Annotated in this window: 26 protein-coding genes and 1 tRNA gene; 14 read left to right on the top strand and 13 right to left on the bottom strand. The window is 59.0% G+C overall.

The genetic code is table 11. The features are described 5' to 3' along the window. Positions 1 to 54: 54 nt before the first annotated feature. Positions 55 to 1077: an amino acid ABC transporter substrate-binding protein gene (locus EXN68_RS04750; protein ID WP_161991193.1), complete on the bottom strand. Its 1023-nt coding sequence runs from the start codon at positions 1075 to 1077 to the stop codon at positions 55 to 57. A gap of 375 nt (positions 1078 to 1452) precedes the next feature. Between EXN68_RS04750 and EXN68_RS04745 the strand changes: the two genes are divergently transcribed. After that, positions 1453 to 2640 (top strand): cystathionine beta-lyase, encoded by a 1188-nt coding sequence (locus EXN68_RS04745; protein WP_142839814.1) that lies wholly within the window; start codon positions 1453 to 1455, stop codon positions 2638 to 2640. A 28-nt stretch (positions 2641 to 2668) separates the two neighbouring features. On the opposite strand, the gene EXN68_RS04740 is transcribed toward EXN68_RS04745, so the two are convergent. Both EXN68_RS04740 and EXN68_RS04735 read right to left on the bottom strand, forming a co-directional pair. Beyond that, the gene (locus tag EXN68_RS04740; protein WP_142839813.1) at positions 2669 to 3850 is read right to left on the bottom strand and encodes an FAD-dependent monooxygenase; all 1182 of its coding nucleotides are present in this window, start codon (positions 3848 to 3850) and stop codon (positions 2669 to 2671) included. Positions 3851 to 3878: 28 nt separating this feature from the next. After that, positions 3879 to 4124 (bottom strand): zinc-finger domain-containing protein, encoded by a 246-nt coding sequence (locus EXN68_RS04735; RefSeq protein WP_046800090.1) that lies wholly within the window; start codon positions 4122 to 4124, stop codon positions 3879 to 3881. A 170-nt stretch (positions 4125 to 4294) separates the two neighbouring features. Between EXN68_RS04735 and EXN68_RS04730 the strand changes: the two genes are divergently transcribed. From EXN68_RS04730 to EXN68_RS04720, 3 genes are all read left to right on the top strand, one after another. Further along, positions 4295 to 5071, top strand: a complete 777-nt coding sequence (locus EXN68_RS04730; RefSeq protein WP_142839812.1) for an alpha/beta fold hydrolase — start codon at positions 4295 to 4297, stop codon at positions 5069 to 5071. Positions 5072 to 5262: 191 nt separating this feature from the next. Continuing rightward, a complete protein-coding gene (gene cysE, locus EXN68_RS04725; RefSeq protein WP_046800091.1) occupies positions 5263 to 6087 on the top strand; it encodes a serine O-acetyltransferase in 825 nt (274 codons plus the stop codon). Between the two features lie 119 nt (positions 6088 to 6206). After that, positions 6207 to 6410, top strand: a complete 204-nt coding sequence (locus tag EXN68_RS04720) for a DUF3126 family protein (RefSeq protein WP_003502851.1) — start codon at positions 6207 to 6209, stop codon at positions 6408 to 6410. Positions 6411 to 6479: 69 nt separating this feature from the next. Here the strand turns inward: EXN68_RS04720 and EXN68_RS04715 are convergent, their stop codons facing one another. After that, positions 6480 to 7853: a cytochrome P450 gene (locus tag EXN68_RS04715; RefSeq protein WP_142839811.1), complete on the bottom strand. Its 1374-nt coding sequence runs from the start codon at positions 7851 to 7853 to the stop codon at positions 6480 to 6482. Positions 7854 to 7964: 111 nt separating this feature from the next. Between EXN68_RS04715 and EXN68_RS04710 the strand changes: the two genes are divergently transcribed. Then, positions 7965 to 8624 (top strand): TetR/AcrR family transcriptional regulator, encoded by a 660-nt coding sequence (locus EXN68_RS04710; protein WP_142839810.1) that lies wholly within the window; start codon positions 7965 to 7967, stop codon positions 8622 to 8624. Positions 8625 to 8717: 93 nt separating this feature from the next. On the opposite strand, the gene fdhA is transcribed toward EXN68_RS04710, so the two are convergent. Further along, on the bottom strand, positions 8718 to 9908 hold the full coding sequence (gene fdhA / locus EXN68_RS04705) for a formaldehyde dehydrogenase, glutathione-independent (protein ID WP_046800115.1): 1191 nt from the start codon (positions 9906 to 9908) through the stop codon (positions 8718 to 8720). Between the two features lie 341 nt (positions 9909 to 10249). Further along, a complete protein-coding gene (locus EXN68_RS04700) occupies positions 10250 to 11122 on the bottom strand; it encodes an ATP-binding protein (RefSeq protein ID WP_142839809.1) in 873 nt (290 codons plus the stop codon). A gap of 207 nt (positions 11123 to 11329) precedes the next feature. Between EXN68_RS04700 and yajC the strand changes: the two genes are divergently transcribed. The 5 genes from yajC to EXN68_RS04675 all read left to right on the top strand — a co-directional run bounded on the left by yajC (position 11330) and on the right by EXN68_RS04675 (position 16173). Then, complete coding sequence (gene yajC, locus EXN68_RS04695; RefSeq protein WP_003495911.1) at positions 11330 to 11677, top strand: preprotein translocase subunit YajC; 348 nt, start codon at positions 11330 to 11332, stop codon at positions 11675 to 11677. A gap of 82 nt (positions 11678 to 11759) precedes the next feature. Continuing rightward, positions 11760 to 14324, top strand: a complete 2565-nt coding sequence (secDF, locus tag EXN68_RS04690) for a protein translocase subunit SecDF (protein WP_142839808.1) — start codon at positions 11760 to 11762, stop codon at positions 14322 to 14324. Then, positions 14324 to 14716: an Mth938-like domain-containing protein gene (locus tag EXN68_RS04685; protein WP_142839807.1), complete on the top strand. Its 393-nt coding sequence runs from the start codon at positions 14324 to 14326 to the stop codon at positions 14714 to 14716. Before secDF ends, EXN68_RS04685 begins: the two co-directional genes overlap by 1 nt. A gap of 23 nt (positions 14717 to 14739) precedes the next feature. Then, the gene (locus EXN68_RS04680) at positions 14740 to 15585 is read left to right on the top strand and encodes a phytoene/squalene synthase family protein (protein ID WP_142839806.1); all 846 of its coding nucleotides are present in this window, start codon (positions 14740 to 14742) and stop codon (positions 15583 to 15585) included. Positions 15586 to 15714: 129 nt separating this feature from the next. Continuing rightward, complete coding sequence (locus tag EXN68_RS04675; RefSeq protein ID WP_046800099.1) at positions 15715 to 16173, top strand: hypothetical protein; 459 nt, start codon at positions 15715 to 15717, stop codon at positions 16171 to 16173. 16 nt (positions 16174 to 16189) lie between these two features. On the opposite strand, the gene EXN68_RS04670 is transcribed toward EXN68_RS04675, so the two are convergent. From EXN68_RS04670 to lipB, 3 genes are all read right to left on the bottom strand, one after another. After that, a complete protein-coding gene (locus EXN68_RS04670) occupies positions 16190 to 17125 on the bottom strand; it encodes a DMT family transporter (protein WP_161991192.1) in 936 nt (311 codons plus the stop codon). A 72-nt stretch (positions 17126 to 17197) separates the two neighbouring features. Continuing rightward, positions 17198 to 18265, bottom strand: a complete 1068-nt coding sequence (locus EXN68_RS04665) for an NAD(P)-dependent alcohol dehydrogenase (protein WP_142839805.1) — start codon at positions 18263 to 18265, stop codon at positions 17198 to 17200. 66 nt (positions 18266 to 18331) lie between these two features. Further along, entirely contained in the window at positions 18332 to 19063 is a 732-nt protein-coding gene (gene lipB, locus EXN68_RS04660) for a lipoyl(octanoyl) transferase LipB (RefSeq protein ID WP_142839804.1), read from the bottom strand. Positions 19064 to 19252: 189 nt separating this feature from the next. Here lipB and EXN68_RS04655 point away from each other — a divergent pair. Together EXN68_RS04655 and EXN68_RS04645 are read left to right on the top strand one after the other, a co-directional pair. Then, positions 19253 to 19337, top strand: a tRNA-Leu gene (locus tag EXN68_RS04655). A gap of 553 nt (positions 19338 to 19890) precedes the next feature. Then, the gene (locus tag EXN68_RS04645) at positions 19891 to 20316 is read left to right on the top strand and encodes a PAS domain-containing protein (RefSeq protein ID WP_142839802.1); all 426 of its coding nucleotides are present in this window, start codon (positions 19891 to 19893) and stop codon (positions 20314 to 20316) included. 66 nt (positions 20317 to 20382) lie between these two features. On the opposite strand, the gene EXN68_RS27595 is transcribed toward EXN68_RS04645, so the two are convergent. Then, positions 20383 to 20550 (bottom strand): Thivi_2564 family membrane protein, encoded by a 168-nt coding sequence (locus EXN68_RS27595; RefSeq protein WP_003495928.1) that lies wholly within the window; start codon positions 20548 to 20550, stop codon positions 20383 to 20385. Between the two features lie 123 nt (positions 20551 to 20673). Between EXN68_RS27595 and EXN68_RS04635 the strand changes: the two genes are divergently transcribed. Beyond that, positions 20674 to 21102: an OsmC family protein gene (locus EXN68_RS04635; protein WP_142839801.1), complete on the top strand. Its 429-nt coding sequence runs from the start codon at positions 20674 to 20676 to the stop codon at positions 21100 to 21102. Positions 21103 to 21105: 3 nt separating this feature from the next. Here the strand turns inward: EXN68_RS04635 and EXN68_RS04630 are convergent, their stop codons facing one another. The 3 genes from EXN68_RS04630 to EXN68_RS04620 are packed head-to-tail and all read right to left on the bottom strand — an operon-like array spanning position 21106 to position 24217. Further along, positions 21106 to 21600 carry a peptide deformylase gene (locus EXN68_RS04630; RefSeq protein ID WP_142839800.1) on the bottom strand — a complete coding sequence of 165 codons (495 nt, stop codon included), beginning with the start codon at positions 21598 to 21600 and terminating at the stop codon, positions 21106 to 21108. Positions 21601 to 21617: 17 nt separating this feature from the next. Further along, entirely contained in the window at positions 21618 to 21917 is a 300-nt protein-coding gene (locus EXN68_RS04625; RefSeq protein WP_142839799.1) for a hypothetical protein, read from the bottom strand. Further along, the gene (locus tag EXN68_RS04620; RefSeq protein WP_142839798.1) at positions 21917 to 24217 is read right to left on the bottom strand and encodes an FdhF/YdeP family oxidoreductase; all 2301 of its coding nucleotides are present in this window, start codon (positions 24215 to 24217) and stop codon (positions 21917 to 21919) included. Before EXN68_RS04620 ends, EXN68_RS04625 begins: the two co-directional genes overlap by 1 nt. A 327-nt stretch (positions 24218 to 24544) precedes the next feature. On the opposite strand from EXN68_RS04620, the gene mgtE reads away from it, so the two are divergent. Beyond that, positions 24545 to 25972, top strand: a complete 1428-nt coding sequence (gene mgtE, locus EXN68_RS04615; RefSeq protein ID WP_142839797.1) for a magnesium transporter — start codon at positions 24545 to 24547, stop codon at positions 25970 to 25972. Positions 25973 to 26020: the final 48 nt, after the last annotated feature.

Genomic DNA, 26020 nt, shown 5'->3' with positions numbered 1-26020 from the left:
GGAGGCCGGGTGTTGCCCAGCCTCCTGTCATGATCTAGCCGATGATGGGGTCGATCAACGGACCGGTGGTGCGTATTGCAGGCCGCCCTTGGTCCACAGCGCGTTCTGGCCACGCTCGATCTTCAGCGGCGAGCCCGCACCGACGTTGCGGTCGAAGACTTCGCCGTAGTTACCCACCAGCTTGACGATGTTGTAGGCCCAGTCGTTGGTTACGCCGAGGTCGGTACCGATCTTGGTGCCTTCTTCGGTGCCGAGCAGACGCTTGATATCCGGATTGGCGCTGGACTTCTGCTCATCGACGTTCTTGGAGGTGATGCCCAGTTCTTCGGCATTGACCATGGCGTAGTGAACCCAGGTCACGATGTCGAACCACTGGTCGTCACCCTGGCGAACGGCCGGTCCAAGCGGCTCCTTGGAGATGACTTCCGGAAGAACGATGTTGTCGTCCGGGTTCTTCAGCTTCAGGCGGATGGCATAAAGACCGGACTGGTCGGTGGTGTAGACGTCGCAACGGCCCGAATCATAAGCGGAGGTTGCGTCGGCTTCCTTTTCGAAGACGACCGGGTTGTACTGCAGATTGTTGGTCTTGAAATAGTCGGCGAGATTGAGTTCGGTGGTCGTGCCGGTCTGAACGCAGACGGCGGCGCCGGAAAGCTCAAGCGCGGACTTCACGTTGAGGCCCTTCTTGGCGATGAAGCCCTGGCCGTCATAATAGTTGACGGTACGGAAGTTGAAGCCGAGCGACGTGTCGCGGCTGATCGTCCAGGTGGTGTTACGGGTCAGAACGTCGACTTCGCCGGACTGGAGAGCCGGAAAGCGGTCCTTGCTCGAAAGAGCGACAAACTTCGCCTTGGAAGGGTCACCGAAAACCGCTGTGGCAATACCACGGCAATAGTCCACGTCGATGCCGGACCATTCGCCCTTGTCATCGGGATTGGAAAATCCCGGAATGCCGGCGCTTACGCCGCAGGTGACGAAACCTTTTCCCTTCACGTCCTGAAGCGTCGCAGCCGAAGCGACCGAGGCTCCTCCCAAAACTGCTGCGCCGATAGCGGCTGACAGAATTGCCTTTTTCATTTTTCCCAACCTTTGTTTGTTATCGTCAATAGCAAGGGGACCGGCATGTTTGTTTTACCCCAGCTCCCCCCTCGGCGAGATCTTTTCGATCCGCTTTTTCTATCACAATCGCAATTGGCAGCGGGGTCAAGACATGCCGGCGATAATTGTGCCTATAAAACGGAATTTTCGGAATTTTGGTCGGGAAGTGTGCAAAGGGTGAAAATATAAGCATATTTTTGCGGAAATTTGCACTTGCACGATTTTTGTATACTTCTTGTATGCTGTTTCGCGATGGATCAATCGAGCCATCCCGCGTCGCCTTACGGGGCTTGACCTTGCCCCTGGCTCTCAGCATTGTCGCACGCGTCAATATTCTTCGAAAGCTGATCTGAAATGACCAAGAAAAATGACCTGCTTTCCGCCGCAGGTGTGAATACGCGCCTGACCCATGGCGGCAACGATCCCGCAGACTGTTTCGGTTTCGTCAATCCGCCCATCGTACGGGGCTCGACCGTGCTTTTTCCTGACGCGGAAACGCTTTCGACTGAAAACCAGAAATACACCTATGGTACCCATGGCACGCCGACGACGGACGCGCTGTGCAACCTCGTCAACGAGCTGGAAGGTTCTTTCGGAACTATCCTCGTGCCGTCGGGCCTTGCTGCGATCACCGTGCCATTCCTTGCCTATCTCGGTGCGGGCGATCATGCGCTTGTCGTCGATTCCGTCTATTTCCCCACACGCCGCTTCTGCAACACGATGCTGAAGAAGCTCGGTGTGGAGATCGAATATTACGATCCCGCGATCGGGGCCGGCATCGAGGCACTGATCCGGCCGAATACGAAACTCGTGCATCTGGAAGCGCCGGGTTCCAACACGTTCGAGATTCAGGATGTTCGGGTGATCACGGAGATCGCCCACAGGCATGACTGCGTGGTCACGATGGACAATACCTGGGCGACACCGCTTTATTTCAAGCCGCTTGATTTCGGCGTCGATATTTCCATTCACGCCGCCACCAAATATCCCTCAGGGCATTCCGATGTGCTGATGGGCTTCGTCTCGGCCAATGAAAAGCACTGGAAAGCGCTTTACCAGGCCAACACCAATCTCGGCATCTGCGTTACCTCCGATGATGCCTACCAGATCCTGCGCGGCATGCGCACCATGGGCATCAGGCTGGAACACCATCAGAAAAGCGCACTGGATATTGCCCAGTGGCTGGAAGGCCGTGACGATGTCGTGCGTGTTCTGCATCCGGCATTGCCGAGCTTTGCCGGCCATGAAATGTGGAAGCGCGATTTCAAGGGCGCGAGCGGCGTGTTCTCCTTTGTCTTGAAGGCGGAAGAGGGCAAATACAAACAGGCGGCGTCGGCCTTCCTCGATGCCTTGGCCTTTTTCGGGCTTGGTTATTCCTGGGGCGGATACGAATCTCTTGCGGTTTCGGTGTCGCTCATCGACAGGACCATTGCGAAGGGGCCTTCGGAGGGACCGGTCATCCGCCTGCAGATCGGGCTCGAAGACATAGCCGATCTGAAAAAGGACCTCGAAGTCGGCTTCGCAGCCGCGGCTGGGGTCTAGTCAGGCTCCAGTGCCCAGACCCTACTGCTCAGCCCTTTGCGTGATAGCCATAGAGCCAGTCGAAATCGCCAAGGAAGGCCTCTGAGGGACGTGTGGAAAATACGAAGTCCCTGGCAATACGAACCGGGCCTTTTGCATGATAGGCAAAACGATTGAGAGAGGCCCGCTTGCGGGCCTTTTCTATGCGCGGCAGGCGCAGAGCCTCAAAGGCGGCAAGGGCCTGCGGCACGGGCAGGGAGGCTGTACCTCCGCTGCCTGCCATTGTTCCCGCAAGTTCAAATGCATCCTCTATTGCCATGGCCGCCCCCTGTGCCGCGAAAGGCATCATGGCGTGGGCCGCGTCGCCGATCAGTACCGTGTCGCGGCCATTGTGCCAGCGTCCGGGGCCGGCCTGATAGAGCGGCCAGAAGGTGGGGTTCTCAGCCTTTTCCAGCAGCCGCAGCAGATCAGGGCTCCAGCCGCGAAACTGTTCGAGCAGCATGGTTTTCTGCCGTCCACTCGATTCGGCCCGCCATGTGGCGCCGGGATCGGCGCCAAGCGCGATTGCGACGATGTTGAAACCGCCGACTTCCTTCAGCGGATAGGCGACGATATGGCCGCCCGAGCCGAGATAGGCCGTGACGGCGCTTTTATTGATGGCCGGTGGAACGTCGTTTTCGCTGACGGTGAAGCGCCAGGCGATATTGCCGGAAAAGGTGGCTGTCGGCGCGGAAGGCACGGCAAAGCGGGCCGCCGACCAGATGCCGTCGGCACCAACGATCAGATCGTGATCGCGAAAGGTGGTTGCGGCGATGACATCGACTGTCGCGTTTTCGATGCGCTTGCCGAGATGCAGCCGGCAGAGCGGATTATCCTTGACCGCATTCAGAAGTGCGCTTTGCAGCGTCGAACGATGCAGCACGCCATAGGGTGCGCCCCAGCGGGTGCGGGCCACCGCGCCCATTGGCAGCGACAATAGCGTGGCCAGTGACTTGCCGGAGGCGAGATCGACGCTGACCGGTTCGGTCCAGCGCGCCTCGATCTCGGGCAGCACACCGAGTTCGGCGAGAATGCGGGCGGCGTTGGGGGAGAGCTGCAGGCCGGCACCGACCTCCGTCAGCTCGCCTGCCTGCTCGATGATGTCACAGTCGATACCGAGCCGGGCAAAGGAAAGGGCAGCGGTGAGACCGGCGATGCCGGCACCGACAATGGCTACGGATTTTATGGGCATGATGCGGCCCGATCAGCAAAAGTGGAGGTCAGGCGGCCTTCACATGGAAGACGCAGCCCGGAGGATTGGTCTGCTCGGCCTTCAGCGACGGATTGTAGCGGAAAAGGGTGGAGCAGTAGGAACAGACCTTCTCGTTGTCGTCGCCCATGTCGATGAAGATATGCGGGTGATCGTAAGGCACGGAAGCGCCGGTGCACATGAATTCCTTGACGCCGATCTCGATTACGCTGTGTCCGCCATCGTTCTGGAAGTGGGGAATGGAATGCCCGGCCATGTTCGTCTCCAAATGCAATATCGTTATCGAGCCGCAATCCATCGTCGCGCAGCGGCTCTTCGTTGCGGATATGTAGCCTCAAACGCATTGCATCTCCATAAAAATCGTCAGGAAAATATGTTCAATCTTGTGCTTTCCTGCCATATGGTCCGGCAAAAAGGATGTCCTTGATGAATCTCAACGTGCCGCAATTTTCAGATTTTTCCCATGACGGCCTGCGCCTTGCTTATTTCGACGAGGGCGATCCGGCGGGTGATCCGGTTTTGCTGATCCACGGCTTTGCCTCCAGCGCCAATGTCAACTGGGTGCATCCCGGCTGGCTGAAGACGCTGGGCGATGCGGGTTACCGGGTGATCGCCATCGATAATCGCGGCCATGGCGCAAGCGACAAGCCGCACGATTCTGAAGCCTATTATCCGCCGGTGATGGCCGGGGACGCGGTGGCGCTGCTCAATCATCTCGGCATCGCGGAAGCGCATGTGATGGGTTACTCCATGGGTGCGCGGATTTCGGCCTTCCTCGCCATGGCCCATCCGGAGCGTGTGCGTTCGCTGGTCTTCGGCGGGCTCGGCATCGGCATGGTAGAAGGCGTGGGCGACTGGGATCCGATCGCCGAGGCGCTTCTTGCGCCCTCGCTCGATGTCGTCACCCATGAGCGCGGCCGCATGTTCCGGGCCTTTGCCGACCAGACGAAGAGCGACCGGCTGGCGCTTGCCGCCTGTATCGAAACGTCGCGGGTTCTCGTCACGCCTGAACAGGCGGCAAAGATCGAAGCGCCGACATTGATTGCGGTCGGAACGAATGACGATATTGCCGGATCGGGCGCGGAACTTGCCGCGATCATGCCGCATGCGCGGGCAATCGACATTCCCGGTCGCGACCATATGCTGGCCGTTGGCGACCGGGTGTTCAAGGCGGCGGTGCTGGAATTTTACCGCTCGCTTTGATCTGGAGCATTTCCGGGAAAGCGGAACCCGGTTTTCCGTGCGGCAATGCTCCAGGCGGCAAGAAACGGTTTTTCATGCTGCATGAAGAAAAACTGAAGCTTTGCCGTCTTTAAAGTCGTCATTCGAATCCCATTTCTTATGCACGTCTTTTTCTGTATAAAGAACGACCACTGCAAACGAGGAGACCGTTCATGGTCGCACGTACCGAGGCCCGTCAGCCCGAACAGCTGGCGATCGTCGATCCGATCTGGGGCAGCCTGCTGCATGAAGCGCGTAGCGCCGCAGCTCAGGACCCGCTGCTTTCCGCCTTTCTTTATTCGACGATCCTCAATCACCGGTCTCTCGAAGAATGTGTGATCTATCGTATCTGCGAACTCCTCGATCATCCCGACATGCAGGCCGTGCTTCTGCGCCAGACCTTCCAGGACATGCTGGATGACTGGCCGGAATGGGGCAGTGTGCTGCGCGTCGATATCCAGGCGGTTTACGACCGCGACCCGGCCTGCACGCGTTTCATGGAGCCGCTGCTTTATTTCAAGGGCTTCCACGCCATCCAGACCCATCGCCTCGCGCACTGGCTGCTTGCGAAGGGCCGACGGGATTTTGCGTTTTACCTGCAAAGTCGCTCATCGAGCATCTTCCAGACGGATATCAACCCCGCCGCGCGCATCGGCAAGGGGATCTTCCTCGACCATGCCACCGGACTGGTGGTTGGTGAAACCGCCGTTATCGGTGACAACGTTTCCATCCTGCATGGCGTGACGCTTGGTGGTACCGGCAAGGAGGGGGCAGATCGCCATCCGAAGATCGCCAATGGCGTGATGATCGGCGCTGGCGCCAAAATCCTCGGCAATATCGAGATCGGCAGCTGCTCGCGCATTGCCGCCGGTTCGGTGGTGTTGAAACCGGTTCCGCCAAAGACCACCGTGGCCGGCGTGCCGGCGCGCGTGGTAGGAGAAGCAGGGTGTTCGGAACCCTCGCGTCTGATGGACCAGGTTATCGGGGCCGATATCTGACAGGTCGTGAATATTGCGCTCGTCCGTGTGGAAGACACGGATGATGCGCCGCTTTCACTTTACTTTGGCCTTTGTCCCATGCCAAAAGCGGCCAACCCGAACCGCACAGGAGAATACTGGTGAAAGCCGACGAAATCAAAAAACTCGACGCCTATTTCAAGCGCACCTTCAACGAGAAGATGATTGTCAAGGCGCGTCCGCGCAAAGACGATTCCGCCGAAGTGTATCTTGGCGAAGAGTTTCTCGGCGTCGTCTACATCGATGACGAAGACGGCGACCGCTCGTACAACTTCTCCATGGCGATCCTCGACGTCGATCTGTGATCGTCACCTTCAGGTGACATATTCAGCAATAATGGTCGCCCGCGGTGATTACACCGCGGGCGATTTGTTTTAGCGCTGGGTGATCTTCATCATCAGCCGGTCCTGCGGCCGCAATGTCACCCGCATCAGCGGCTCCGCCGCAGTCATGGACCTGTTTTCGAGATGGACGGTCTGCAGAAGAACGGCAAGGATCGCCACGGCCTCCATCATGGCAAAGGCATTGCCAATGCAGACGCGCGGGCCAGCGCCGAAAGGCATATAGGCATAACGGTGGCGGGTCTTGACCCTGTCGGGTTCGAAACGTGACGGGTCGAAGCGTTCGGGTTCATCCCACAATGCGGTGTGTCGGTGCACGGCATAGATCGGCACATAAAGAACCGTTCCGGCTGCAATTTCGTGCTCTCCGAGCCTGAAATCCTGCAGCGCCGTGCGCGTGATGACCGGGGCAGGCGGGTAAAGCCGCATCGCCTCCGAAAACACCTGTCTCGTATAGGTGAGATTGGCGATATGTTCGGCCGCGACAGGCTCGCCGCCGGTGATGCCCGCAATTTCTTCGACAACTTTTCTTTCTGTTTCCCTGTCCTGCGACAGAAGGTGGAAGGTCCAGGCTAGGCCGAGTGCCGTCGTTTCATGACCGGCGGTGATGAAGGTCAGAAGATTGTCGATGATTTCCTCATCGCTCATCATGCGTCCGGTCTCCGGGTCTTTTGCTTCCAGCAGCATGGAGACAAGATCGGTTCGGTCGGTGGGGTTTTGCCGCCGGCCGGCGATCACCGTTGCAAGGCTGGCGCGCAGATAATCGACGGCGGCGCGGGATTTGCGCCGGCCGGGATGGGGCAGCCATTCCGGTGCGCCGAGCATCGCGAGCGCGAAGGTCCAGCCCGTCGGCCTCAGATAATCGGTGATGCTCTGTTCGACGCGCGCGATGTCGATACCATATCCGCCGGACATCATGGTTTCGACAATGATGTCGAAGGTGGTGTGCATCATTTCATGGCCGATATCGATGTCGCCGATCGAAGGGGAGCGCCAGCGCGCTTGCGTGCGCCGCGCCGTCTCGATCATGGCCGGCAGCAATTCCAGCAGCTTTTCATGCCGGAAGGCGGCCGCGACGGATTGCCTTTGCCATTTCCAGTGGTCGCCATCGGCGGTCAGCAGACCCTGCCCAAGCGCGGGGCCGAGCACCCGGCGGACATCTTCACCCTTGCCAAGCAGATTGGCATGCTTGACCAGAGCTTCGTGGATCAGCACGGGATCGGCGAGATGAACGCGCATCGTGCCACCCAGCCGGGTGAAGACGGCGGGTTGGCTGAAAATATCCGGCGGCAAGGCTTTTAACGGGTTACGGACAAGCGAGATTGCAAGACGCGCCGTGGCCAGTTTTGACAGGGGCGCCGCCCCGGTCTTATCCATGGGCGGGGTGTGAAGGCCGGTTCCGATCATCGACAGCTCCTTATTCGCGTTTGAACAATGGGGTTTTGCTGTTAAGGTGCATACCTTATTTTAGGTATTTAAGGTGCATGCCTTAGGTTTCAATGGCAGGACAGGATTTTGATGAAGAGCAATGAGCCGGAGCGACCACGCAGAGCACGTACGCGCGACAGAATTCTGGATGCCGCCCTGGAACTGTTCAACGGGCGCGGGCCTGATCGCGTAACGACGGCGGAGATCGCCCTTGCGGTCGATATTAATGAGGGCAATCTTTATTATCATTTCCGCACCAAGGAAGCGCTGGTTCTCGCGCTGTTTGCGCGGTTCGAAGCCGATGCGATGATGCTGGTCACAACCGTTGACGGGGCAGACGAGGGGGCGGCGGCCACCTATGCCGGTTTTCTTCGGCAATGGTTCTCGCTGGTATGGAGCTACCGCTTTCTGTTTCGCGATCTGGTCGGCCTGATCGCACTGGCACCATCACTGGTGGAGCCGGTCAGAACCATAAGCGCCGCAATGCGACTGGCAGTTGGCGACATTGTCGGCCGCATGCAGAAGGTGGGTCTGGTGACTATTCCCGAGAGCGAGCGCGACGCGGTTTTGACCAATCTGTGGATCGTCTCGACCTATTGGGCGGCCTATCTCAATCTGCAGGAAGGCGTCAGCGAATTCGGGCAGCAGCAGCTGGATTGGGGGCTGCAGCAGGTCTCCAGCCTGTTCAGGCCTTATCTTTCCGCGGAGGCGGTGGCCGAGCTTGAAGCGCTTGCCGAGAGCGAAGCATAATATCTCCGGCCGGAGACATGCTTGGGCATGCAAAAACGCCCGCGACGGGGTGTGTCGCGGGCGTTCTGTCATTCTTGCCTGTTGATCGAGGCGTCAGGCCGCTTTCAACAGATCACCGTGCGGGTCGAGCACGAACTTGGTTGCCGCGCCCTGATCAAAGCTTTCATAACCCTGCACGGCATCGTCGAGCGCGATGATCTTGGCATTGACGATGTCGGCGATGGGCAGGCGGTCATGCAGGATCGCCTGCATGAGCTGGCGGTTATATTTCAACACTGGCGTCTGGCCGGTGTGGAAGGATTGCGCCTTGGCCCAGCCGAGGCCGAAACGCAGCGACAGGGCGCCCTGTTTCGCCGCATTGTCAACCGCGCCGGGGTCTTCGGTGACGTAGAGGCCGGGGATGCCGATGGAGCCGGCGGCGCGGGTGATTTCCATCATCTGGTTGAGAACGATGGCCGGCTGTTCGCCGCCGGAATGGCCGCGTGCCTCGAAACCGACGGCGTCGATGGCGCTGTCGACCTCGTTGGTGCCGACGATCTCGGCAATCATGTCGCCCAGGCGGTCACCCTTGGAAAGATCGACGGGCTCGAAACCGACGCGGGCGGCGTGGGCGAGGCGATCCTTGTTGAAATCACCGACCATGACGACGGCTGCACCCAGAATGCGGGCGGAGGCGGCTGCGGCAAGACCGACCGGGCCGGCGCCCGCGACATAGACCGTGGAACCGACACCGACGCCCGCCTTGACGGCGCCGTGGAAGCCGGTCGGCAGGATATCTGACAGCATGGTGAGATCGCGGATCTTCGACATCGCCTTGTCGCGATCGGGGAATTTCAGAAGGTTGAAATCAGCATAGGGGATGGTGACATAACGGGCCTGTCCACCGATCCAGCCGCCCATATCGACGTAACCGTAAGCGCCGCCGGCGCGTGACGGGTTCACCGTCAGGCAGACGCCGGTATCCTGCGATTTGCAGCAACGGCAACGGCCGCAGGCAACGTTGAACGGCACCGAGACGATGTCGCCGATTTCCAGCATCTCGACATCGACACCTTTTTCGATGACTTCGCCGGTAATTTCATGGCCAAGGACGAGACCCGGCATAGCCGTGGTGCGGCCGCGCACCATATGCTGGTCGGAGCCACAGATATTGGTGGAAATCACCTTGAGAATAACGCCGTGTTCGATACGGCGGCCATCCGGCGCCTCAAGCTTGGGGTCGTCGATGTCGCGCACCTCGACCTGTCCGGGCTTCAGGTAAACGACGCCTCTGTTCCTGCTCATATCCATCTCCTCCTCGGGTTGAACGCCAATGCCGGCCCGCTCCTCCGCGGACAGGATATCGTCGAAATACGCGCCTGAACCGATGTCCGGTTCGAGCGGAATTTTTCGGCGAAGGGATGGAAAGGGGAATGGTCATATGTCCATAAAGGACGCAGCCTGCCTCCCGATCACCGCCCGCCGCAGCCACCGGCATTTCGCCGGTGTTCCGACTGTTCCGCCTCGAAATTCGAAGCGGAACCGGATGGCTGCAGCAAACCATGCGGGGCGCGGCTTGTCGTTCGGAAATACGACACGCTTTGTGGCCGTAACGACACTGGCTTTCGCCAGCCGTCACTGTCGCGTTATCGGTCGATGGATTTCCTCAAACGGCCAGCGGCGTCCTGAATATATTGCCAGGCAACGCGGCCAGAGCGGCCGCCGCGGGTGGTTGCCCATTCCAGCGCTTCGTGATGCAGGGTTTCGCGGTCCACACCCAGATCGAAGTGTTCGGCATAGCTGTCGATCATCGTCAGATAGTCTTCCTGGCCGCATTTGTGGAAGCCGAGCCACAGGCCGAAGCGATCGGACAGGGAGACTTTTTCTTCGACTGCTTCCGACGGGTTGATGGCGGTCGATTGTTCGTTTTCCATCATGTGGCGTGGCAGCAGATGGCGGCGGTTGGAGGTCGCATAGAAAAGGACATTGTCCGGCCGCCCTTCGATACCACCATCGAGCGCCGCCTTCAGCGATTTGTAGGCCGTGTCGTCGTGATCGAAAGAGAGATCGTCGCAGAACAGGATGACGCGCTGATCCGAGGTTTTCAGTATGTCGAGCAAAGCGGGCAGGGTGTGGATATCCTCACGGTGCACTTCCACCAGTTTCAGGGGAACGCCGCTTGCGGTGCGCACATCTTCGTGAACCGCCTTGACCAGCGAGGACTTGCCCATGCCGCGTGCGCCCCACAAAAGCACGTTGTTGGCGGGAAAACCATCGGCGAAACGCAGGGTGTTTTCATGCAGGATGTCACGCACATGATCGACGCCGCGAATGAGTTTGAGTGCGATGCGGTTGGGGCGGGGGACGGGCTGCAAAAACGAATTGACCGGCGACCAGACGAAACAATCGGCTGCATTCCAGTCGTTTACGGCGGGGGCCGGGCCTGCCAGCCGCTCCACGGCAACGTTCAGCCGGCGCAGTTCGGCAAGAAGCAGGGTGGCCGTTTCTTCTCGAATCATGGTGTTTCTTCCGCTTGTCTGGTGTTCAAAACTCTGTTTTGCGACCGGCCTAGCATGGCGTTTCCGGCCCATAAAGGTTAAGAGGTCCGGAATCGGTACGGCGTGGGCCTTGCATCTGTTGCAATCCCGGCGTTCCCCACTATATTCCGGCGGCTTGAAAGCTGGGGCGGCATACGAGGTCGTGCCGTAATCGTTGAGGAGTTTTATATGTTCATTAGTCAAGCTTTTGCCCAGGACGCAACGGGCGGCGCATCGGCCTTCGGTTCCGGCCTGGAAATGCTTTTCCTGTTTGCGCCCCTTATGGTCGTCTGGTACTTTTTCCTCATCCGCCCGCAGCGCGCGCAGATGAAGAAGCGCCAGGAAACACTGACCAGCATTCGCCGTGGCGATCAGGTCGTTCTTGGCGGCGGCATCGTTGGCAAGGTGACCAAGGTCATCGACGACAATGAACTCGAAGTCGAAATCGCCGAAGGCGTGAAAATCCGCGCTGCCCGCGCTTATATCGCCGAAGTGCGTGTGAAGGGTGAAGTGGTCAAGACGGAAGCCGCTTCCTGATCCTGCCGGATAACCGGACGCCCGATTGCGAATTTTGACGGGTTGCGCTGTCCGCGCAACCCCAACCCTGACCGAGATCGAAATGCTTCATTTTTCCCGTTGGAAAACAGTCTTCATCTGGCTGCTTGTGCTGGCAAGCGTCTTTATCGCCTCTCCTAACCTGTTTTCGGAAAAACAGCTGGAGAGCATGCCTGCCTGGTACAAGGACAACAAGGTAACGCTCGGTCTCGACCTTCAGGGCGGCTCGCACATCATGCTCAAGATCGAGCGTTCCGACATTGTCAAGGAACGGCTTGAGACGATTGTCGGCGATGTGCGCACCCAGCTTCGCGACGCCAATATCCGCTATTCCGGGCTTGCCGGCAACGGCCAGCAGATTCAGGTTCGCATCAGCGATCCCGCCCAGCTGGAAGCCGCCAAGACGGCGCTTCGCGATCTGACGCAGCCGGTTTCCGCCGGAACGCTGGTCGGCGGCTCCATCACCGAAGTGACGATGAGCGACGGCGGCGACAATCTGTTGCGGCTCAACCTCACCGACGAAGGTGTTGATTACCGCCTGTCATCGGCCGTATCGCAGTCGATTGAAGTCGTGCGCCGCCGCGTCGACGAAGTCGGCACCACCGAGCCGCTCATCCAGCGTCAGGGTTCCGACCGCATCATCGTGCAGGTGCCGGGCCTTCAGGATCCGCAGCGCCTGAAATCGCTTCTCAACCAGACGGCAAAGCTGTCCTTCCGCATGGTCGACACCACCATGCCGGTGCAGGAAGCGATGAATGGCCGTCCGCCCGCAACCTCCGAAGTTCTCTATTCGCAGGACGATCCGCCGGTTCCCTATCTGGTGGAGCGCCGTGCTCTCGTTTCTGGCGACAACCTCGTGGATTCGCAGGCGAGCTTCAACCAGCAGACCAACGAGCCGGTCGTCACCTTCCGCTTCGACAGCCGCGGCGCGCAGCGCTTTGCGCAGGCGACGCAGCAGAATGTCGGCAAGCCTTTCGCCATCGTTCTTGATAACCAGGTCATTTCCGCACCTGTCATCCGTGAGCCGATCATCGGCGGTTCGGGACAGATTTCCGGTAACTTCTCGGTGCAGGGTGCAAACGACCTCGCGGTTCTGCTGCGTGCCGGCGCACTTCCAGCCACGCTGACCGTCGTTGAAGAACGCACCGTCGGCCCGAGCCTTGGTAACGACTCCATCACCGCCGGCCTGACGGCAAGCGCCATCGGCGCCGTCGGCGTTCTCATCTTCATGTTCGTCTTCTACGGCTTCTTCGGCCTGCTGGCGAACATCGCCCTTGTCGTCAACGTCGTCATGCTGCTGGCGGTCCTCAGTGTGATCGGATCAACGCTGACATTGCCAGGTATCGCCGGTATCGTTCTGACGATCGGTATGGCGGTGGATTCCAACGTTCTGATCTATGAGCGAATACGCGAAGAGGTGAAAAGCGGCAAACCGCTGATCCAGTCACTGGATAACGGCTTCACCCGCGCCTTTGCGACCATTATCGACGCCAACCTGACGACGTTGATCGTGGCGAGCGTGCTGTTCTACATGGGCACCGGTCCGGTTAAGGGCTTTGCGGTGACGCTGGCTGTCGGTATCATCACCACCGTCTTTACCGCCTATACGCTGACGGCGTGGATGTTCGGCTACTGGGTTCGCCGCAGCCGTCCGAAACACCTGCCGAAGGGTGTCCGCACCGCCATGTTCGATGGCCGCGATATTCCCTTCATGCGCTATCGTCGCGTGGTGTTCATGATCACCGGCGCCATCATGCTGGCCTGCATCGGCGGTTTCGTTGGCAAGGGCCTGAACCTCGGCATCGACTTCCAGGGCGGTTCGGTCATCGAAGTGCGCGCCAAGCAGGGTGAGGCAGATCTCGCAGAAATCCGCGATCGTCTGAACCAGCTGAACCTCGGTGAAATCCAGGCACAGAACTTCGGCACGCCGCAGGATGTTCTCATCCGCATTCAGGCGCAGGAAGGCGGCGAGAATGCCGAACAGTCCGCCATCACCATGGTGCGTGGCGAGCTTGAGGACAAATACGATTTCCGCCGCGTCGAAGTCGTCGGTCCGGCCGTGTCGGGTGACCTTACCTTCACCTCGACGATCGGCATCCTGCTCGCGATGACGGCGATCATGGTCTATATCTGGGTTCGCTTCGAATGGCAGTTCGCGCTCGGTGCGGTCATCTCGATGGTGCACGACGTGGTCTTCACCATAGGCCTCTTCGTCTTCCTTGGGCTTGAGTTCAACCTGACGAGTATCGCGGCGATCCTGACGATCATCGGTTATTCGCTGAACGATACCGTCGTCATCTATGACCGTATCCGCGAAAACCTCCGGCGTTACAAAAAGATGCCGCTGTCGATGGTCATCGACGTGTCGCTGAACCAGACGCTGTCGCGTACGATCCTTACCGGTCTGACCGTGCTTCTGGCACTGCTCGCGCTCTACCTCTTCGGTGGCGAGGTTATTCGCTCCTTCACCTTCGCCATGCTGTTCGGTGTCGGTATCGGCGTGTTCTCCTCGCTCTATATTGCCGCGCCCGTGCTGATCGCCTTCAAGCTGCGTCCCGACAACAAGGATGCGGAAGACGAGAAGGATGAAAAGCCCGGCAACGCCATCGGCGGCAAGCCTGCCGTCTGATGGCCGGCGGGATAGAAATACGCCCGGCCCATTTTCCCGGCCGGGCGCCCATCGATGCCTATGGCAATGGCGGTTTCCGTTTTGCCGAGATGTCGCATCGCGGCTCGCTTCTGCTTCTGCCGTCCGGCATTCATGGCTGGGAGCCGGTCGATGCGAAAGAATTGACCGTCGGGCATTTCGAAAAGGTTCTGGCGGAAGCGCAGGACATCGAGGTGCTGTTGATCGGTACGGGGGACGGCATGCGTGTTCTGCCGAAGGAACTGCGCGCGGCCTTCAAGGAAGCGGGCATTTCGGTCGACCCGATGAGCACGGGTGCTGCCGTGCGCACCTATAATATCATGCTTTCGGAATCGCGCGCCGTCGCTGCGGCGCTGATTGCCGTCGAAGGCTGACAGGACGTTTCGCGCGGGGAACCATGGCACCCACAGAAAATCTCGACGTCTGCCTCGCGACGCTGCGCGACACCGATCGCGACCGCTATCTCGCCTGTCTTCTGTCGCCTGCCGATAAACGCAATTCTCTGGCGGCGCTTTACGCTTTTAATGCCGAGATCGCCCGTATCCGCGATTCCGTGCGCGAGGCGCTGCCTGGCGAAGTGCGCATGCAATGGTGGCGCGATCTGCTTGAGGGCAATGCGCATGGCGACAGTCTGTCCCATCCCGTTGCTGCGGCTCTCTTGACCGCTATCGAGCAATATCGTCTGCCGCGCCCGGTGCTGGCCAATATGATCGAGGCGCGTATTTTCGATCTCTATGACGATCTGTTCGAGGATCGAAACGCGCTTGAAGGTTATGCCGGGGAGACCGCCTCGGCGCTGATCCAGCTGGCGAGCCTCGTGCTCTCGGCGGAAGACGCGACCGCAAGTGCGGAGGCGGCCGGACATGCGGGCGTCGCGCAGGCCATGGCCGGCATTCTGCTGCTGATGCCGCTGCATCGCCGTCGCGGGCAGGTCTATATTCCCGCCGATATGCTCGCGGCCGCCGGGCTCGATCGCGAGACCTTTCTTGAAGGCGATGACCGACAACGCGTCGGCATCGCCATAGAGCTATTTGCTGCTCATGCGCTCGATCATCTGGAAAAGGCAAGACGCGCGAAAATCCCAAGGTCCGTCTTTGCCGCCTATCTGCCCGTTGCCCTGTCCGGACCGGTCATCCTCGCGGCAAGAAAGGCCGGGGTGGGCGTGTTCGAGGGCGAGTTGCAGCTGTCGCAGCTTCGCCGGCAATGGGCTCTTGCAAAGGCATCGTTCCTGAAGCGGTTCTGATTTTCCATCCGTCCCGGGTCTTCCGACAAGCCACACTTCACACAAGCCTCGATCTCTATGAAGCTGAATCAGGTTCGCGTCGTTTCGATTCGCGAGTCGTGATGTTTCAGTGCTGAGGGAGCGTCCCCGATGAATATGGCGATCTGGATTATCGTCTTCGTGCTGCTGTCGGTCTTTGCCGTTTATGCCTGGCGCATGACGCGGGCAACGGATGAGGACAACAGCCATGATGTGGGGCAGGCGATCATGGATTTCGCCCGGGCTTTTCCCAATGAGGCGATCCGAAGCCTGCATATGACGGTGGATGGCGGTGCGGCCTTCGTGCGGCTGCACGACAACAAGGCCGGCTTCATGCGCAATATGGGATCGCACTATGTCTGCGTGATGATCGACCCCGAGCGGATCAGGGTCGAGAGCCTGGAAAGCGGTGACGGTTTTGTCGTCACCTTCTTTGACATGCCGAAATATAGCGGCTCATATCGCTTCAAATCCGCCGGTGAAGCGGCTGAGGTATCCCTATGGCTGCTCGGCAGCCTCGTGGAGGCGCAGGATCATCACGACGAAGGACCGCTGCCCTCGGGCACTTGAACGTGGGCTTGGCGTCTCATTGCCCATCAAGCGGCGGGGTGGCATGCGCCTGCTTGCTTTCCCGCCAGATGATAAACAGGCCGGATGCGACGATGATGAGGATGCCAAGCCATTTCGATGGCGTCGGGAAATCCGAAAACAGCGCATAACCGAGAACCGTCGCCGAGATGATCTCGAAATACTGGAACGGTGCCAGAAGCGACAGCGGCGCGAGCCTGAAAGCCCTGACGATCAGCAGGTGCATGTAGCCGGATATCGATCCCAACAGGATGAGCAGGACAAGCGCAAAGCCGGATTGCGGAAGCGACATGGTGAAATCCTTGTCGCCCATCGCATCGCCGGCCAGAAGCACCACACCCATGAATATCGTGCCGGCAATGCCGGACATGGTCTGCATGACGAGCGGGCTGTCGGCATCACCAATGGCGCGGTTCAGGAACAGATAAAGCGTATAGAGAAAGGCGCAGGCGACCGGCAGCAGTGAAGTCCAGCCGAAGATTTCGAAACTCGGCTGAATGACGATCAGCGCGCCACCAAAACCGACGACGATCGCCGTCCAGCGCTTCCAGCCGACTTTGTCACCCAGGAAGAGGGCCGACATCATCGTCAGCATGAAGGGCTCGACGAAATAGATGGCAAAGACATCGGCAAGCGGCATGTATTTGACGGCGGCGAAGAACATCAGGCTGGCCGAGGCATGCAGCACGCCGCGCAGGCAGTTCATCCACGGCCGTTTGGCGCTGAACAGGGCTTTCGGCGAAACCAGGAGCAGCAGCGGCAGGGTGCACACCACCTGAAAGAAAAAGCGGTAAAAGGTCACCTGCGCCGGCGACATGCCGCCGCTGACCGCCATGTATTTGGCAATCGCATCCATGACCGGCAGCACGAACATGCAGCCTGCCATGATGGTCATGCCCTTGGCGACATCGCTGAAACCGGTCTGGCTGGTCATGGTTGGGGCTGCGCTTTCGACCGGAAGGTCCAATGAGGAAGGGGACGCCCACAAGGCCGCCCCCTCTCAGGATCAGGCGGCTTTCTGGCGTGGCAGGCTCTTCATATCAATGACGAAACGATAACGCACATCGCTTTTTATCATGCGTTCATAAGCGTCATTGATCTGACCGATATCGATCATTTCGATTTCGGCGGCTATGTCTTTTTCGGCGCAGAAATCCAGCATTTCCTGTGTTTCCGGAATGCCGCCGATCATCGAACCGGCAAAGGTCTTGCGGCCGGGGATAAGGCTGAAGGCGTGAACGGAGAGCGGCTTTTCCGGCGCGCCGACCTGCACCAGGGCGCCATCGCGCTTCAGCAGTGCAAGATAAGAATCGATGTCGTGATCGGCCGCAACCGCGTCGATGATGAGATCGAGGCTGGAAGCGGCTTTCTTCATCTGTTCGGCGTCGCGCGAAACGATAACCTCGTGGGCACCCAGCTTCTTTGCGTCTTCCGCCTTGCCGGGCGAGGTGGTGATCATCACCACCGTTGCGCCCATGGCATTGGCGATCTTGACGGCCATGTGGCCAAGACCGCCGAGACCAACGACGCCGACACGTTTGCCGGGGCCGGCATTCCAGTGGCGCAGCGGGGAATAGGTGGTTATGCCGGCGCAGAGCAGGGGTGCCGCGGCCGCCGGATCGAGCCCTTCGGGAATATTGAGCACGTAGCGGTCATCCACCACCACATGGGCGGAATAGCCACCCAGCGTATGCGCGCTGCCGCCCATCGCCTTGTCAGGCGAATTATAGGTGCCGGTCATGCCGTTTTCGCAATATTGTTCGAGCCCCTCGGCGCAGCTTGCGCATTCACGACAGCTATCGACGATACAGCCGACGCCGACACGGTCGCCTGCCTTGAACTTCGTGACGTCCGAACCCAGCCGGGCGACGCGGCCGATGATTTCATGGCCGGGAACGCAGGGGTAGAGAGACCCCGGCCATTCGCTGCGGGCCGTGTGGATATCCGAGTGACAGACGCCACAGAACTCAATCTCGATTTCGACATCGCGGGGACCCGGATCGCGACGTTTGATCGTCGCGGGCTTCATCGGCGAAGACCCGTCATCGCAGGCATAAGCGGACGTTGTGAACATGGTCGTTCCTCCTCTTGTGGTGATCGATGCATCAAACACCGGCCTGCGACAAAGGTTGCGGTGGGATTAGCCGCCTGCGCCGGTTTCGGGCGCTGCCGGTCCGAAAACCTCCTCGAAGGCCTCACGCAGCAGAACGTCGACATCGCCGATCATAACCGGCAATCCGAGATCGACAAGGCTGGTGACGCCATAGGCGCTGATGCCGCAGGGAACGATGCCGGAGAAATGCCCGAGGTCAGGGTCGACATTGATCGATAGCCCGTGGAAGCTCACCCATTTGCGCAGCCTGATACCGAGTGCGGCAATCTTGTCCTCGGCCATGCCGCCGCCCGGCAGTAACGGTTTTTCAGGCCGCCTGACCCAGACGCCGACCCGATCTTCGCGCCGCTCGCCGCGAACATTCATCTTGTCCAGCGTGCGGATGATCACGTCTTCCAGCGCCGCCACATAGGCGCGGACATCCTGCCGGCGTCGTTTCAGGTCCAGCATGACGTAAACGACCCGCTGCCCCGGGCCATGATAGGTATATTCGCCGCCACGACCGGTGGCGAAGACGGGAAAACGGTCCGGCTCGATGAGATCGGCGGCATCGGCGCTGGTGCCAGCGGTATAAAGCGGCGGATGCTCAAGAAGCCAGACAAGTTCGTCCGCCTCGCCGCTGGCGATGGCTGCAACTTCGCGCTCCATTTCCTCGATCGCCTGTCCGTAAGGGACGAGACCTTCCGAGATTCGCCAGCGAACGGGCGGCGAACCGGCGAGGGGGAACATATTTGTCTCGATATCCGTGCGTGTGAGCATGAAAAAGTCCTTTCCACAGCCTTCTCGCAAAATGGCGACAAGGCGGCAACCCCAGCATTTCCGGGCTTCCTGCATATAGGGTGGGTCGGGGCGATTTTTAATTTCAAAAAACTGTCACGACGCTCTTGTGCACCGAAAATCCTTTTGCTACATGCACCCCCGTCGGCGCAAGTTGACATCTACCACGATGCGGTCGTGGCGGAATTGGTAGACGCGCAGCGTTGAGGTCGCTGTGGGGCAACCCGTGGAAGTTCGAGTCTTCTCGACCGCACCAAAGAAACCCGCTTCGGCGGGTTTTTTCTTTTTGGCCAATTGGTTAGACCTTCGCTTTGCTAAGCGGTAAGTTCCATCGGTGTAGATCTGGCGTAATCCGGCTGCGTTAATGTACAGCCGGAGCGCTATGCTTTAAGGGCGGAAAATTATGTATCGCCAGTCACGGTTCAGCGTCGAATAATATTCGAAGCGGTCCCGTTTTCCTGATGGTTTCCATCGCCGACGCGATATGGGTCACCATCCATGACCTGATCCATTCGCCAGCCGCTTCCGCGATATGGACTTTCCCACGTCTGACAACCTGCGAGAACGACAGTTGTCGTCAGCAGTCCAAAAGTAAGAGCGGTTCGCAGCATATTGACCTCCTTCGAAATGATATCGAAAAGCTATGTAGGTGCAGGCGGGGGGCTTTGCGATATCTCTTCGGGATTTATCGTGGCTTTGAGAACGATATATGGATTCACTCATTATAAAATTTCGGTGGATATCGATGCACGCTGCAGTAGCCGGGCGGTTACCCCTACAAAAACGAGGGGTGGAATATTAGAGGTCTGGTGTTAGCTTTTGTCAGAAAAAAATGTCCGGGGGTTTTCGTGCTGGGAGACAAGACGGATTCGGACGATGCGCTCGGTTATTACATGTGGAGCATTTCCGATAACAGGCTGATCATGGATGCGGTGACTGCGGAATGCCACGGTTTTTCCGAACCGGCGGCATCGCGCGGGGTGACGATCGAGGAAGTCCTTGAAAAAATCGATGTGGAAATGCGTGATCGGGTGGCCCAGGCCATTTTTGACAGCATAACCACCGGTGTGTTCTTCGATCAGCGTTACAAGGTCAATTTGCCAGATGGTTCAGTCCGCTGGATTTTGGCGAAGGGCAGGGCGATTTTTGATGCCGACAATACGCCGTTTCTGGGTATTGGCAGCGTTCGGGATATTACGCTCAAGAAACCCTATCAGTTCGAGCCTCGACAGTAGGTCGAGAGTCTCCAACAAAAAGAGGCGGCTTTCGCCGCCTTTTTCCGTTCGCGCTTCACCGGGACATCAGAAGACCGCGAGATATTTCAGCAGCGAAATAATGCCGATGATGATGACGATGATCTGCGCGATCTGTTTCGCGCCGCCGCCGACTGGCAGTCTTGCGATGAGCCACAATACGAGCACGATCACCAGGAAGGTGATCAGAATGCTGACGAGCGTAGATGTAACCATATGTCCCAGCTCCCTGTAAAATAAAGGTTTCAACGGTCGTTCACCGTTGTGTGAGTAAAAAGCGCCAGATAGATTTTTGTTCCATGCGTTCAGTTGCACGCGATTAAATTAGGATTTGTTTGAATGGCTGATGGTGCGAAGGTGAGGTCGAGACCGGTAGGCGCTGCCGCCAAACTCGGGCGGCTTGGTCGCCCGGTTATTTCGACGGTGACCGGCGGCGCGCTGGAGATCGTCACCGGTGTCTCGGAACCGGGATTTAACCCGATCGATCTCCTCTACTCCTCACTCGCCGCCTGTCTGGCGCTCAGCGCCCGAATCGCGGCAAGCCAAATGGGATTGCTTGATCGTTTCGAAGGTGTCGTCGTTGAGGTCTCCGGTGAAAAATCCGCCGCGGAGCCCTATCGTATCATCCGTTTCGATATCAAGATCGAGTTTGTCGGGGATTTCGACGATGCGACCCGCAACGCGCTCGCCCATGCGGCCGAGGATATCTGCACCGTCAGCAACACATTGAAGGGTGACGCTGAATTCGTGCTGTCGATTGCCGACTGACCATCACGGCTTGCGGGACTTTTCCCATTTTTTCACCAGCCGGTCGCGCTTCAGCTTTGAAAGGCGTTTAAGCCAGAAAATGCCATCCAGCTGGTCGATTTCATGCTGGATGCAGATGGCGTGAAATCCTTCGGCGGTCTGCCGATGCTCCGCACCTGATATATCCTGAAACCGTACCTCGACCTTATCTGGCCGCTCCACCTCATCCGTGAAACCGGGCATGGAAACGCTGCCCTCCATATGGCGCATGGTCTGGGTGAACTGGGTTATGATTTCAGGATTGACGTAGGTCAGAACGGTACCCGGTGTCAGTTCCAACACGAAAACGCGTTGTTTTATGCCGATGTGGGCGGCGGTGATGCCGACACCGGGGGCGGCGCGCATGGTGTCGATCAGATCTGTCACCAGATTTTGCAGATGATCATCAAAAGCGGTGACCGGCGCGCAGGTTTCGGACAGGCCGGCATGAGGATAGGGCAGGATCGGCCTGATTGCCAAGGGATGCTCCGTTCGTTTCAAATCCGGGTGGAGGACGCGGCCAGTGCCTGTCCTTCCGCCGTTGCCTGCAAGAAGCTACGCTGCGTGCGGGCATCGCGTTTCGTGACCCGCACGAAGCGGGGGGACAGGGCAGTGATTTCGCGCAGAACGAGGGCATGCGCAAGCCCCAGCCGGTTGGCGATGCTGCGGCTGTCGGTGGCAATGTCGAGATGGATTGCCAGAAGGATTGCGGCACCCGTGGCCGTCAGTTCCTGCGATTGCCCTTTAATCTGTTCCACCGCCGCCATGAAGGCGGCAGCGGATTGCTCGTCATCCATCAGGAGGCGTCCGGTCGCAGGCGGATGGAGACCAGCACCGATTTCGACGTTGGTGTGAAGCTGCCATCACCATAACTTGACAGCGGCACCAGCACGTTCAGTTCCGGATAATAACCGCCGACGCTGCCCTGCGGGATATTATAGGGCACCAGCCGGAAATTCTCGGCTATGCGCTCGACGCCGTCACCATATTCGCCGATGACATCCACACGCTGGCGGGAATGGGCGCCGAGCGTCTCCATGTCCTTCGGGTTCATGAAGATGACGTGGCGTTCGCCATAAACGCCGCGATAGCGATCATCCATGCCGTAGATGGTGGTGTTATACTGATCGTGGCTGCGGAAGGTCTGCAGCACGAATAGGTCGTCGCGCGTCAGCGCCTGCTGGTGTTCGGTCTTTTCGGGCAGTGGGCCGCTATAGAAGGTCGCCTTTTTCGCCGGCGTGTTCCATTCCCGTTCAGATGCTGTGTTGCGCAGACGAAAACCACGCGGCACGCGGACGCGTTCGTTGAAATTGTCGAAACCGGGAATGACCCGCTCGATCATGTCGCGAATGAGATCGTAGTCATCGGCGAGCGCCTTCCAGTTCACATGGACATTACCGAGGGTTGCCTGGGCAATGCCGGCGACGATGGCGACTTCGGAACGCAGTTCGTTCGAAGCGGGCGGGTTGATGCCGCCGGAACCATGCACCATGCTCATAGAATCTTCGACGGTGACGATCTGCGGACGGCCCAATGAATTCAGATCGATTTCCGTTCGTCCGAGACAGGGCAGCACGAAGGAGGTTTCGCCTGGCACCAGATGCGAATGGTTGAGCTTGGTGGCGATGTTGACCGTCAGCTTCTGCTTTTCGAACGCCTTGACGATCAGCGGGCTGTCGGGTGTCGCCCGCATGAAATTGCCGCCAAGCGCGATAAAGGTCTGAGCCTCGCCATCCAGCATGGCGGCCACGGCCTCGACGGTGTTGTGGCCGGGCTTGCGTGGCATGGGAATGCCGAGTTCTTTCTCCAGCGCATCGAGAAGGGCAGGTGGGGCTTTTTCATCGATGCCGACGGTACGGTCGCCCTGCACGTTGGAGTGGCCGCGCACCGGGCAGAGGCCGGCGCCGGGACGGCCGATATTGCCGCGCAGCAACATGAAATTGGTGATTTCGCGGACAATGATGACCGAGTGGCGGTGCTGGGTAACGCCCATGGCCCATGTGGTGATGACGGAACCGGCATTCATGTAGATGCGTGCCGCTTCCTCGATTTCCGCGTGGGTAAGGCCCGACTGGTCGAGAATGGTTTCCCAGCTTGTCGCCTCCACGGCAGCGCGGTAGGCCTCGAACTCCACCGCATGTTCGGCGATGAAATCGTAATCGATCATGGCGTCTTCACCCGCAGCCCTTGCGGCATCGTCGGCGGCGAAGACCGCCTTGCTCATGCCGCGCACCGCCGCCATGTCGCCGCCCTGTCGCGGCTGATAATAGTTGGTAGCGATCCTGGTGTTGCTGCCGGTGATCATCTCGATCTTGTCCTGCGGATCGGCAAAACGCTCCAGACCTTTTTCGCGAATGGGATTGAAGACAGCAATCCTCGCGCCACGAAGGGCTGCCCGGCGCAGATCACCCAGCATGCGCGGGTGGTTGGTGCCGGGGTTCTGGCCGATGACGAAAATCGCATCGGCGTGCTCGAAATCCTCGAGCAGCACCGTGCCCTTGCCGACACCGATCGAGGCTTTCAGGCCAACACCGCTTGCCTCGTGGCACATGTTGGAACAATCGGGGAAATTGTTGGTGCCGAAAAGCCGGACCATCAATTGATAAATGAAGGCGGCCTCGTTGGAGGCGCGGCCTGATGTATAAAATTCCGCCCGGTTCGGATTGTCGAGGCTGTTGAGAATCCGGCCGATTTCGGCAAAGGCGTCGTCCCAGGAGACAGGCAGATATTTGTCGGTCGCCCGGTCGTAACGCATCGGGTGGGTGAGGCGACCCTGTTTTTCCAGCTCGTAGTCGGACCAGCCGCGCAATTCGGAAACGGTGCGGGTGGCGAAGAAATCCGGCGGCACCCGGGCTTCCGTCGCTTCCCATGCCACCGCCTTGACGCCGTTTTCGCAGAATTCGAAGGAAGACCCGTGTTCGGGATCGCCCCATGCGCAACCGGGGCAATCGAAACCATCAGGCTGGTTCGCCTTCAACAGCGCACGCGCGCCGGAAAGCGGCGCACCGGATTCCATAAGCCGTTTGCCCACGCTTTTCAGCGCGCCCCAGCCGCCTGCGGCCGAAGATGCCTTGCCGATGAAATCCGTCTTGCTCATTGCTGTATTTTTCCTGAAATCTGCGTGATCGGCCATGTGGCGAATGAGGCCGATCATATGTAAAGAAGCTTCTTCAGAATCGTCTTTAGGCGACATATGTCAATCTTTAACTTGCCGTTTTCTGCGGAACAGTCGGGCATTGCGGGGCGTTGTGCGAAGTGCGGCGCTCGTGGATTATTGTCGCGTGAAAGGGCGGTTCATGACATTTTCGTCGCAGTTGCGAGGCTTGTTGTTTTCCGCCTATCCGGTTGTTGACAATGCGCTTTTTAACGCCATTCTGCCTGCGCATTCGTGCACTGCGGCATTTTAAGAACAGGGGGACGCCAGATGACAGACCGTGACGACGATCTTGCCGCTCCCGAAGAGTTGAGGCCGACAGAAGCACCCTCCGACATCTATGCCGAGGACGGGTCCGTCCGTTCGGATTTTCTGGCGATGGTAGGGGCGGCGATCGCCGACCGCGACCTGCTTTTCCTGCGCAAGAATGTGGCGCGGCTGCATGAGTCTGAACTCGGCGACGTGCTGGAATCCATTCTGCCCGAACAGCGCCACGCACTCGTGCGGCTTCTCGGTTCCGATTTCGACATGACGGCGCTGACCGAGGTGGATGAAGGCATCCGTCTCGATATCGTCGACCAGATGTCGAACGAACAGATCGCCGCCGGTATCGGCGAGCTGGATTCGGACGACGCCGTCTATATTCTCGAAGATCTCGATGATGACGATCGCGAGGATATTCTCTCGCAGCTGCCGTTTACCGAGCGGGTGCGGCTGATGCGGGCGCTGGATTATCCGGAAAGCTCGGCCGGTCGCCGCATGCAGACGGAATTCGTCGCCGTGCCGCCGTTCTGGACCGTCGGCCAGACCATCGATTATCTGCGCGAGGAGGAGGAACTCCCGGAATCTTTCTCGCAGATATTCGTCATCGATCCCACCTTCAAGCTGGTCGGCGCGCTCGATCTCGACAAGGTGCTGCGGGCCAAGCGGCAGGTGAAGATCGAAACGATCATGCACGAGACCAACCATGCCATTCCGGCCGAAATGGACCAGGAAGAGGCGGCGCAGCTTTTCGAGCAATATGACCTTCTGTCCGCCGCCGTGGTCGACAGTAACGGCCGGCTGGTCGGCGTGCTGACCATCGATGATGTGGTCGACGTCATTCAGGAAGAGGCTGAAGAGGACTTGCTGCGCCTCGGCGGTGTGGGTGATGAAGAGCTGTCGGATAGTATCGTCAGCACCTCGCGCTCGCGTGTGCCGTGGCTTGCGGTCAACCTGCTCACCGCGTTTTTGTCTGCTTCCGTTATCAGCCTGTTCGATGCGACGATCCAGCAGATCATTGCACTTGCAATCCTGATGCCGGCGGTGGCCGGCATGGGCGGCAATGCCGGATCGCAGACCATGACGGTGTCGGTGCGGGCGCTGGCGACCAAAAGCCTCGATATTCACAACGCCGCGCGCATCATCCGGCGCGAAGCGGGTGTCGGTATCCTGAACGGCATGTTGTTCGGCTGCGCCATTGGCATCGTTGCCGGAATCTGGTTTCAGGATATCCATATTGGCGGCATCATCGCCACGGCCATGTGTCTCAACATGCTGGCGGCGGCGCTGGCTGGCATTCTCATTCCGCTGGTTCTGGACAAGTTCGGGGCTGATCCTGCCGTTTCTTCGGCGGTGTTCGTGACTGCGGTCACCGATATTGTCGGCTTTTTTGCCTTTCTGGGCATCGCAACCTGGTGGTATGGTATTTCCGGGTAGGCGGATGGCAAAAATTGACTTTTACGTGAAGGTCAAATAATATTATCC

This window comes from Martinezella rhizogenes (assembly GCF_007002745.1).
Lineage (GTDB): Bacteria > Pseudomonadota > Alphaproteobacteria > Rhizobiales > Rhizobiaceae > Agrobacterium > Agrobacterium cucumeris.
Note: the sequence above shows the minus strand (reverse complement) of the source record. Positions and strands in the feature narration are given on the sequence as shown.

Coding starts and splice junctions, on each gene's coding strand:
- EXN68_RS04735 (WP_046800090.1), bottom strand. CDS start 4,124: ATGGCCGGGCATTCCATTCCCCACTTCCAGAACGATGGCGGACACAGC.
- EXN68_RS04710 (WP_142839810.1), top strand. CDS start 7,965: ATGAAGAGCAATGAGCCGGAGCGACCACGCAGAGCACGTACGCGCGAC.
- secDF (WP_142839808.1), top strand. CDS start 11,760: ATGCTTCATTTTTCCCGTTGGAAAACAGTCTTCATCTGGCTGCTTGTG.
- EXN68_RS04665 (WP_142839805.1), bottom strand. CDS start 18,265: ATGTTCACAACGTCCGCTTATGCCTGCGATGACGGGTCTTCGCCGATG.
- EXN68_RS04620 (WP_142839798.1), bottom strand. CDS start 24,217: ATGAGCAAGACGGATTTCATCGGCAAGGCATCTTCGGCCGCAGGCGGC.
- EXN68_RS04670 (WP_161991192.1), bottom strand. CDS start 17,125: ATGACCAGCCAGACCGGTTTCAGCGATGTCGCCAAGGGCATGACCATC.
- EXN68_RS04740 (WP_142839813.1), bottom strand. CDS start 3,850: ATGCCCATAAAATCCGTAGCCATTGTCGGTGCCGGCATCGCCGGTCTC.
- cysE (WP_046800091.1), top strand. CDS start 5,263: ATGGTCGCACGTACCGAGGCCCGTCAGCCCGAACAGCTGGCGATCGTC.
- EXN68_RS04675 (WP_046800099.1), top strand. CDS start 15,715: ATGAATATGGCGATCTGGATTATCGTCTTCGTGCTGCTGTCGGTCTTT.
- EXN68_RS04685 (WP_142839807.1), top strand. CDS start 14,324: ATGGCCGGCGGGATAGAAATACGCCCGGCCCATTTTCCCGGCCGGGCG.
- EXN68_RS04750 (WP_161991193.1), bottom strand. CDS start 1,077: ATGAAAAAGGCAATTCTGTCAGCCGCTATCGGCGCAGCAGTTTTGGGA.
- lipB (WP_142839804.1), bottom strand. CDS start 19,063: ATGCTCACACGCACGGATATCGAGACAAATATGTTCCCCCTCGCCGGT.
- EXN68_RS04745 (WP_142839814.1), top strand. CDS start 1,453: ATGACCAAGAAAAATGACCTGCTTTCCGCCGCAGGTGTGAATACGCGC.
- EXN68_RS27595 (WP_003495928.1), bottom strand. CDS start 20,550: ATGGTTACATCTACGCTCGTCAGCATTCTGATCACCTTCCTGGTGATC.
- EXN68_RS04635 (WP_142839801.1), top strand. CDS start 20,674: ATGGCTGATGGTGCGAAGGTGAGGTCGAGACCGGTAGGCGCTGCCGCC.
- EXN68_RS04625 (WP_142839799.1), bottom strand. CDS start 21,917: ATGGATGACGAGCAATCCGCTGCCGCCTTCATGGCGGCGGTGGAACAG.
- EXN68_RS04715 (WP_142839811.1), bottom strand. CDS start 7,853: ATGATCGGAACCGGCCTTCACACCCCGCCCATGGATAAGACCGGGGCG.
- EXN68_RS04730 (WP_142839812.1), top strand. CDS start 4,295: ATGAATCTCAACGTGCCGCAATTTTCAGATTTTTCCCATGACGGCCTG.
- mgtE (WP_142839797.1), top strand. CDS start 24,545: ATGACAGACCGTGACGACGATCTTGCCGCTCCCGAAGAGTTGAGGCCG.
- yajC (WP_003495911.1), top strand. CDS start 11,330: ATGTTCATTAGTCAAGCTTTTGCCCAGGACGCAACGGGCGGCGCATCG.
- fdhA (WP_046800115.1), bottom strand. CDS start 9,908: ATGAGCAGGAACAGAGGCGTCGTTTACCTGAAGCCCGGACAGGTCGAG.
- EXN68_RS04680 (WP_142839806.1), top strand. CDS start 14,740: ATGGCACCCACAGAAAATCTCGACGTCTGCCTCGCGACGCTGCGCGAC.
- EXN68_RS04700 (WP_142839809.1), bottom strand. CDS start 11,122: ATGATTCGAGAAGAAACGGCCACCCTGCTTCTTGCCGAACTGCGCCGG.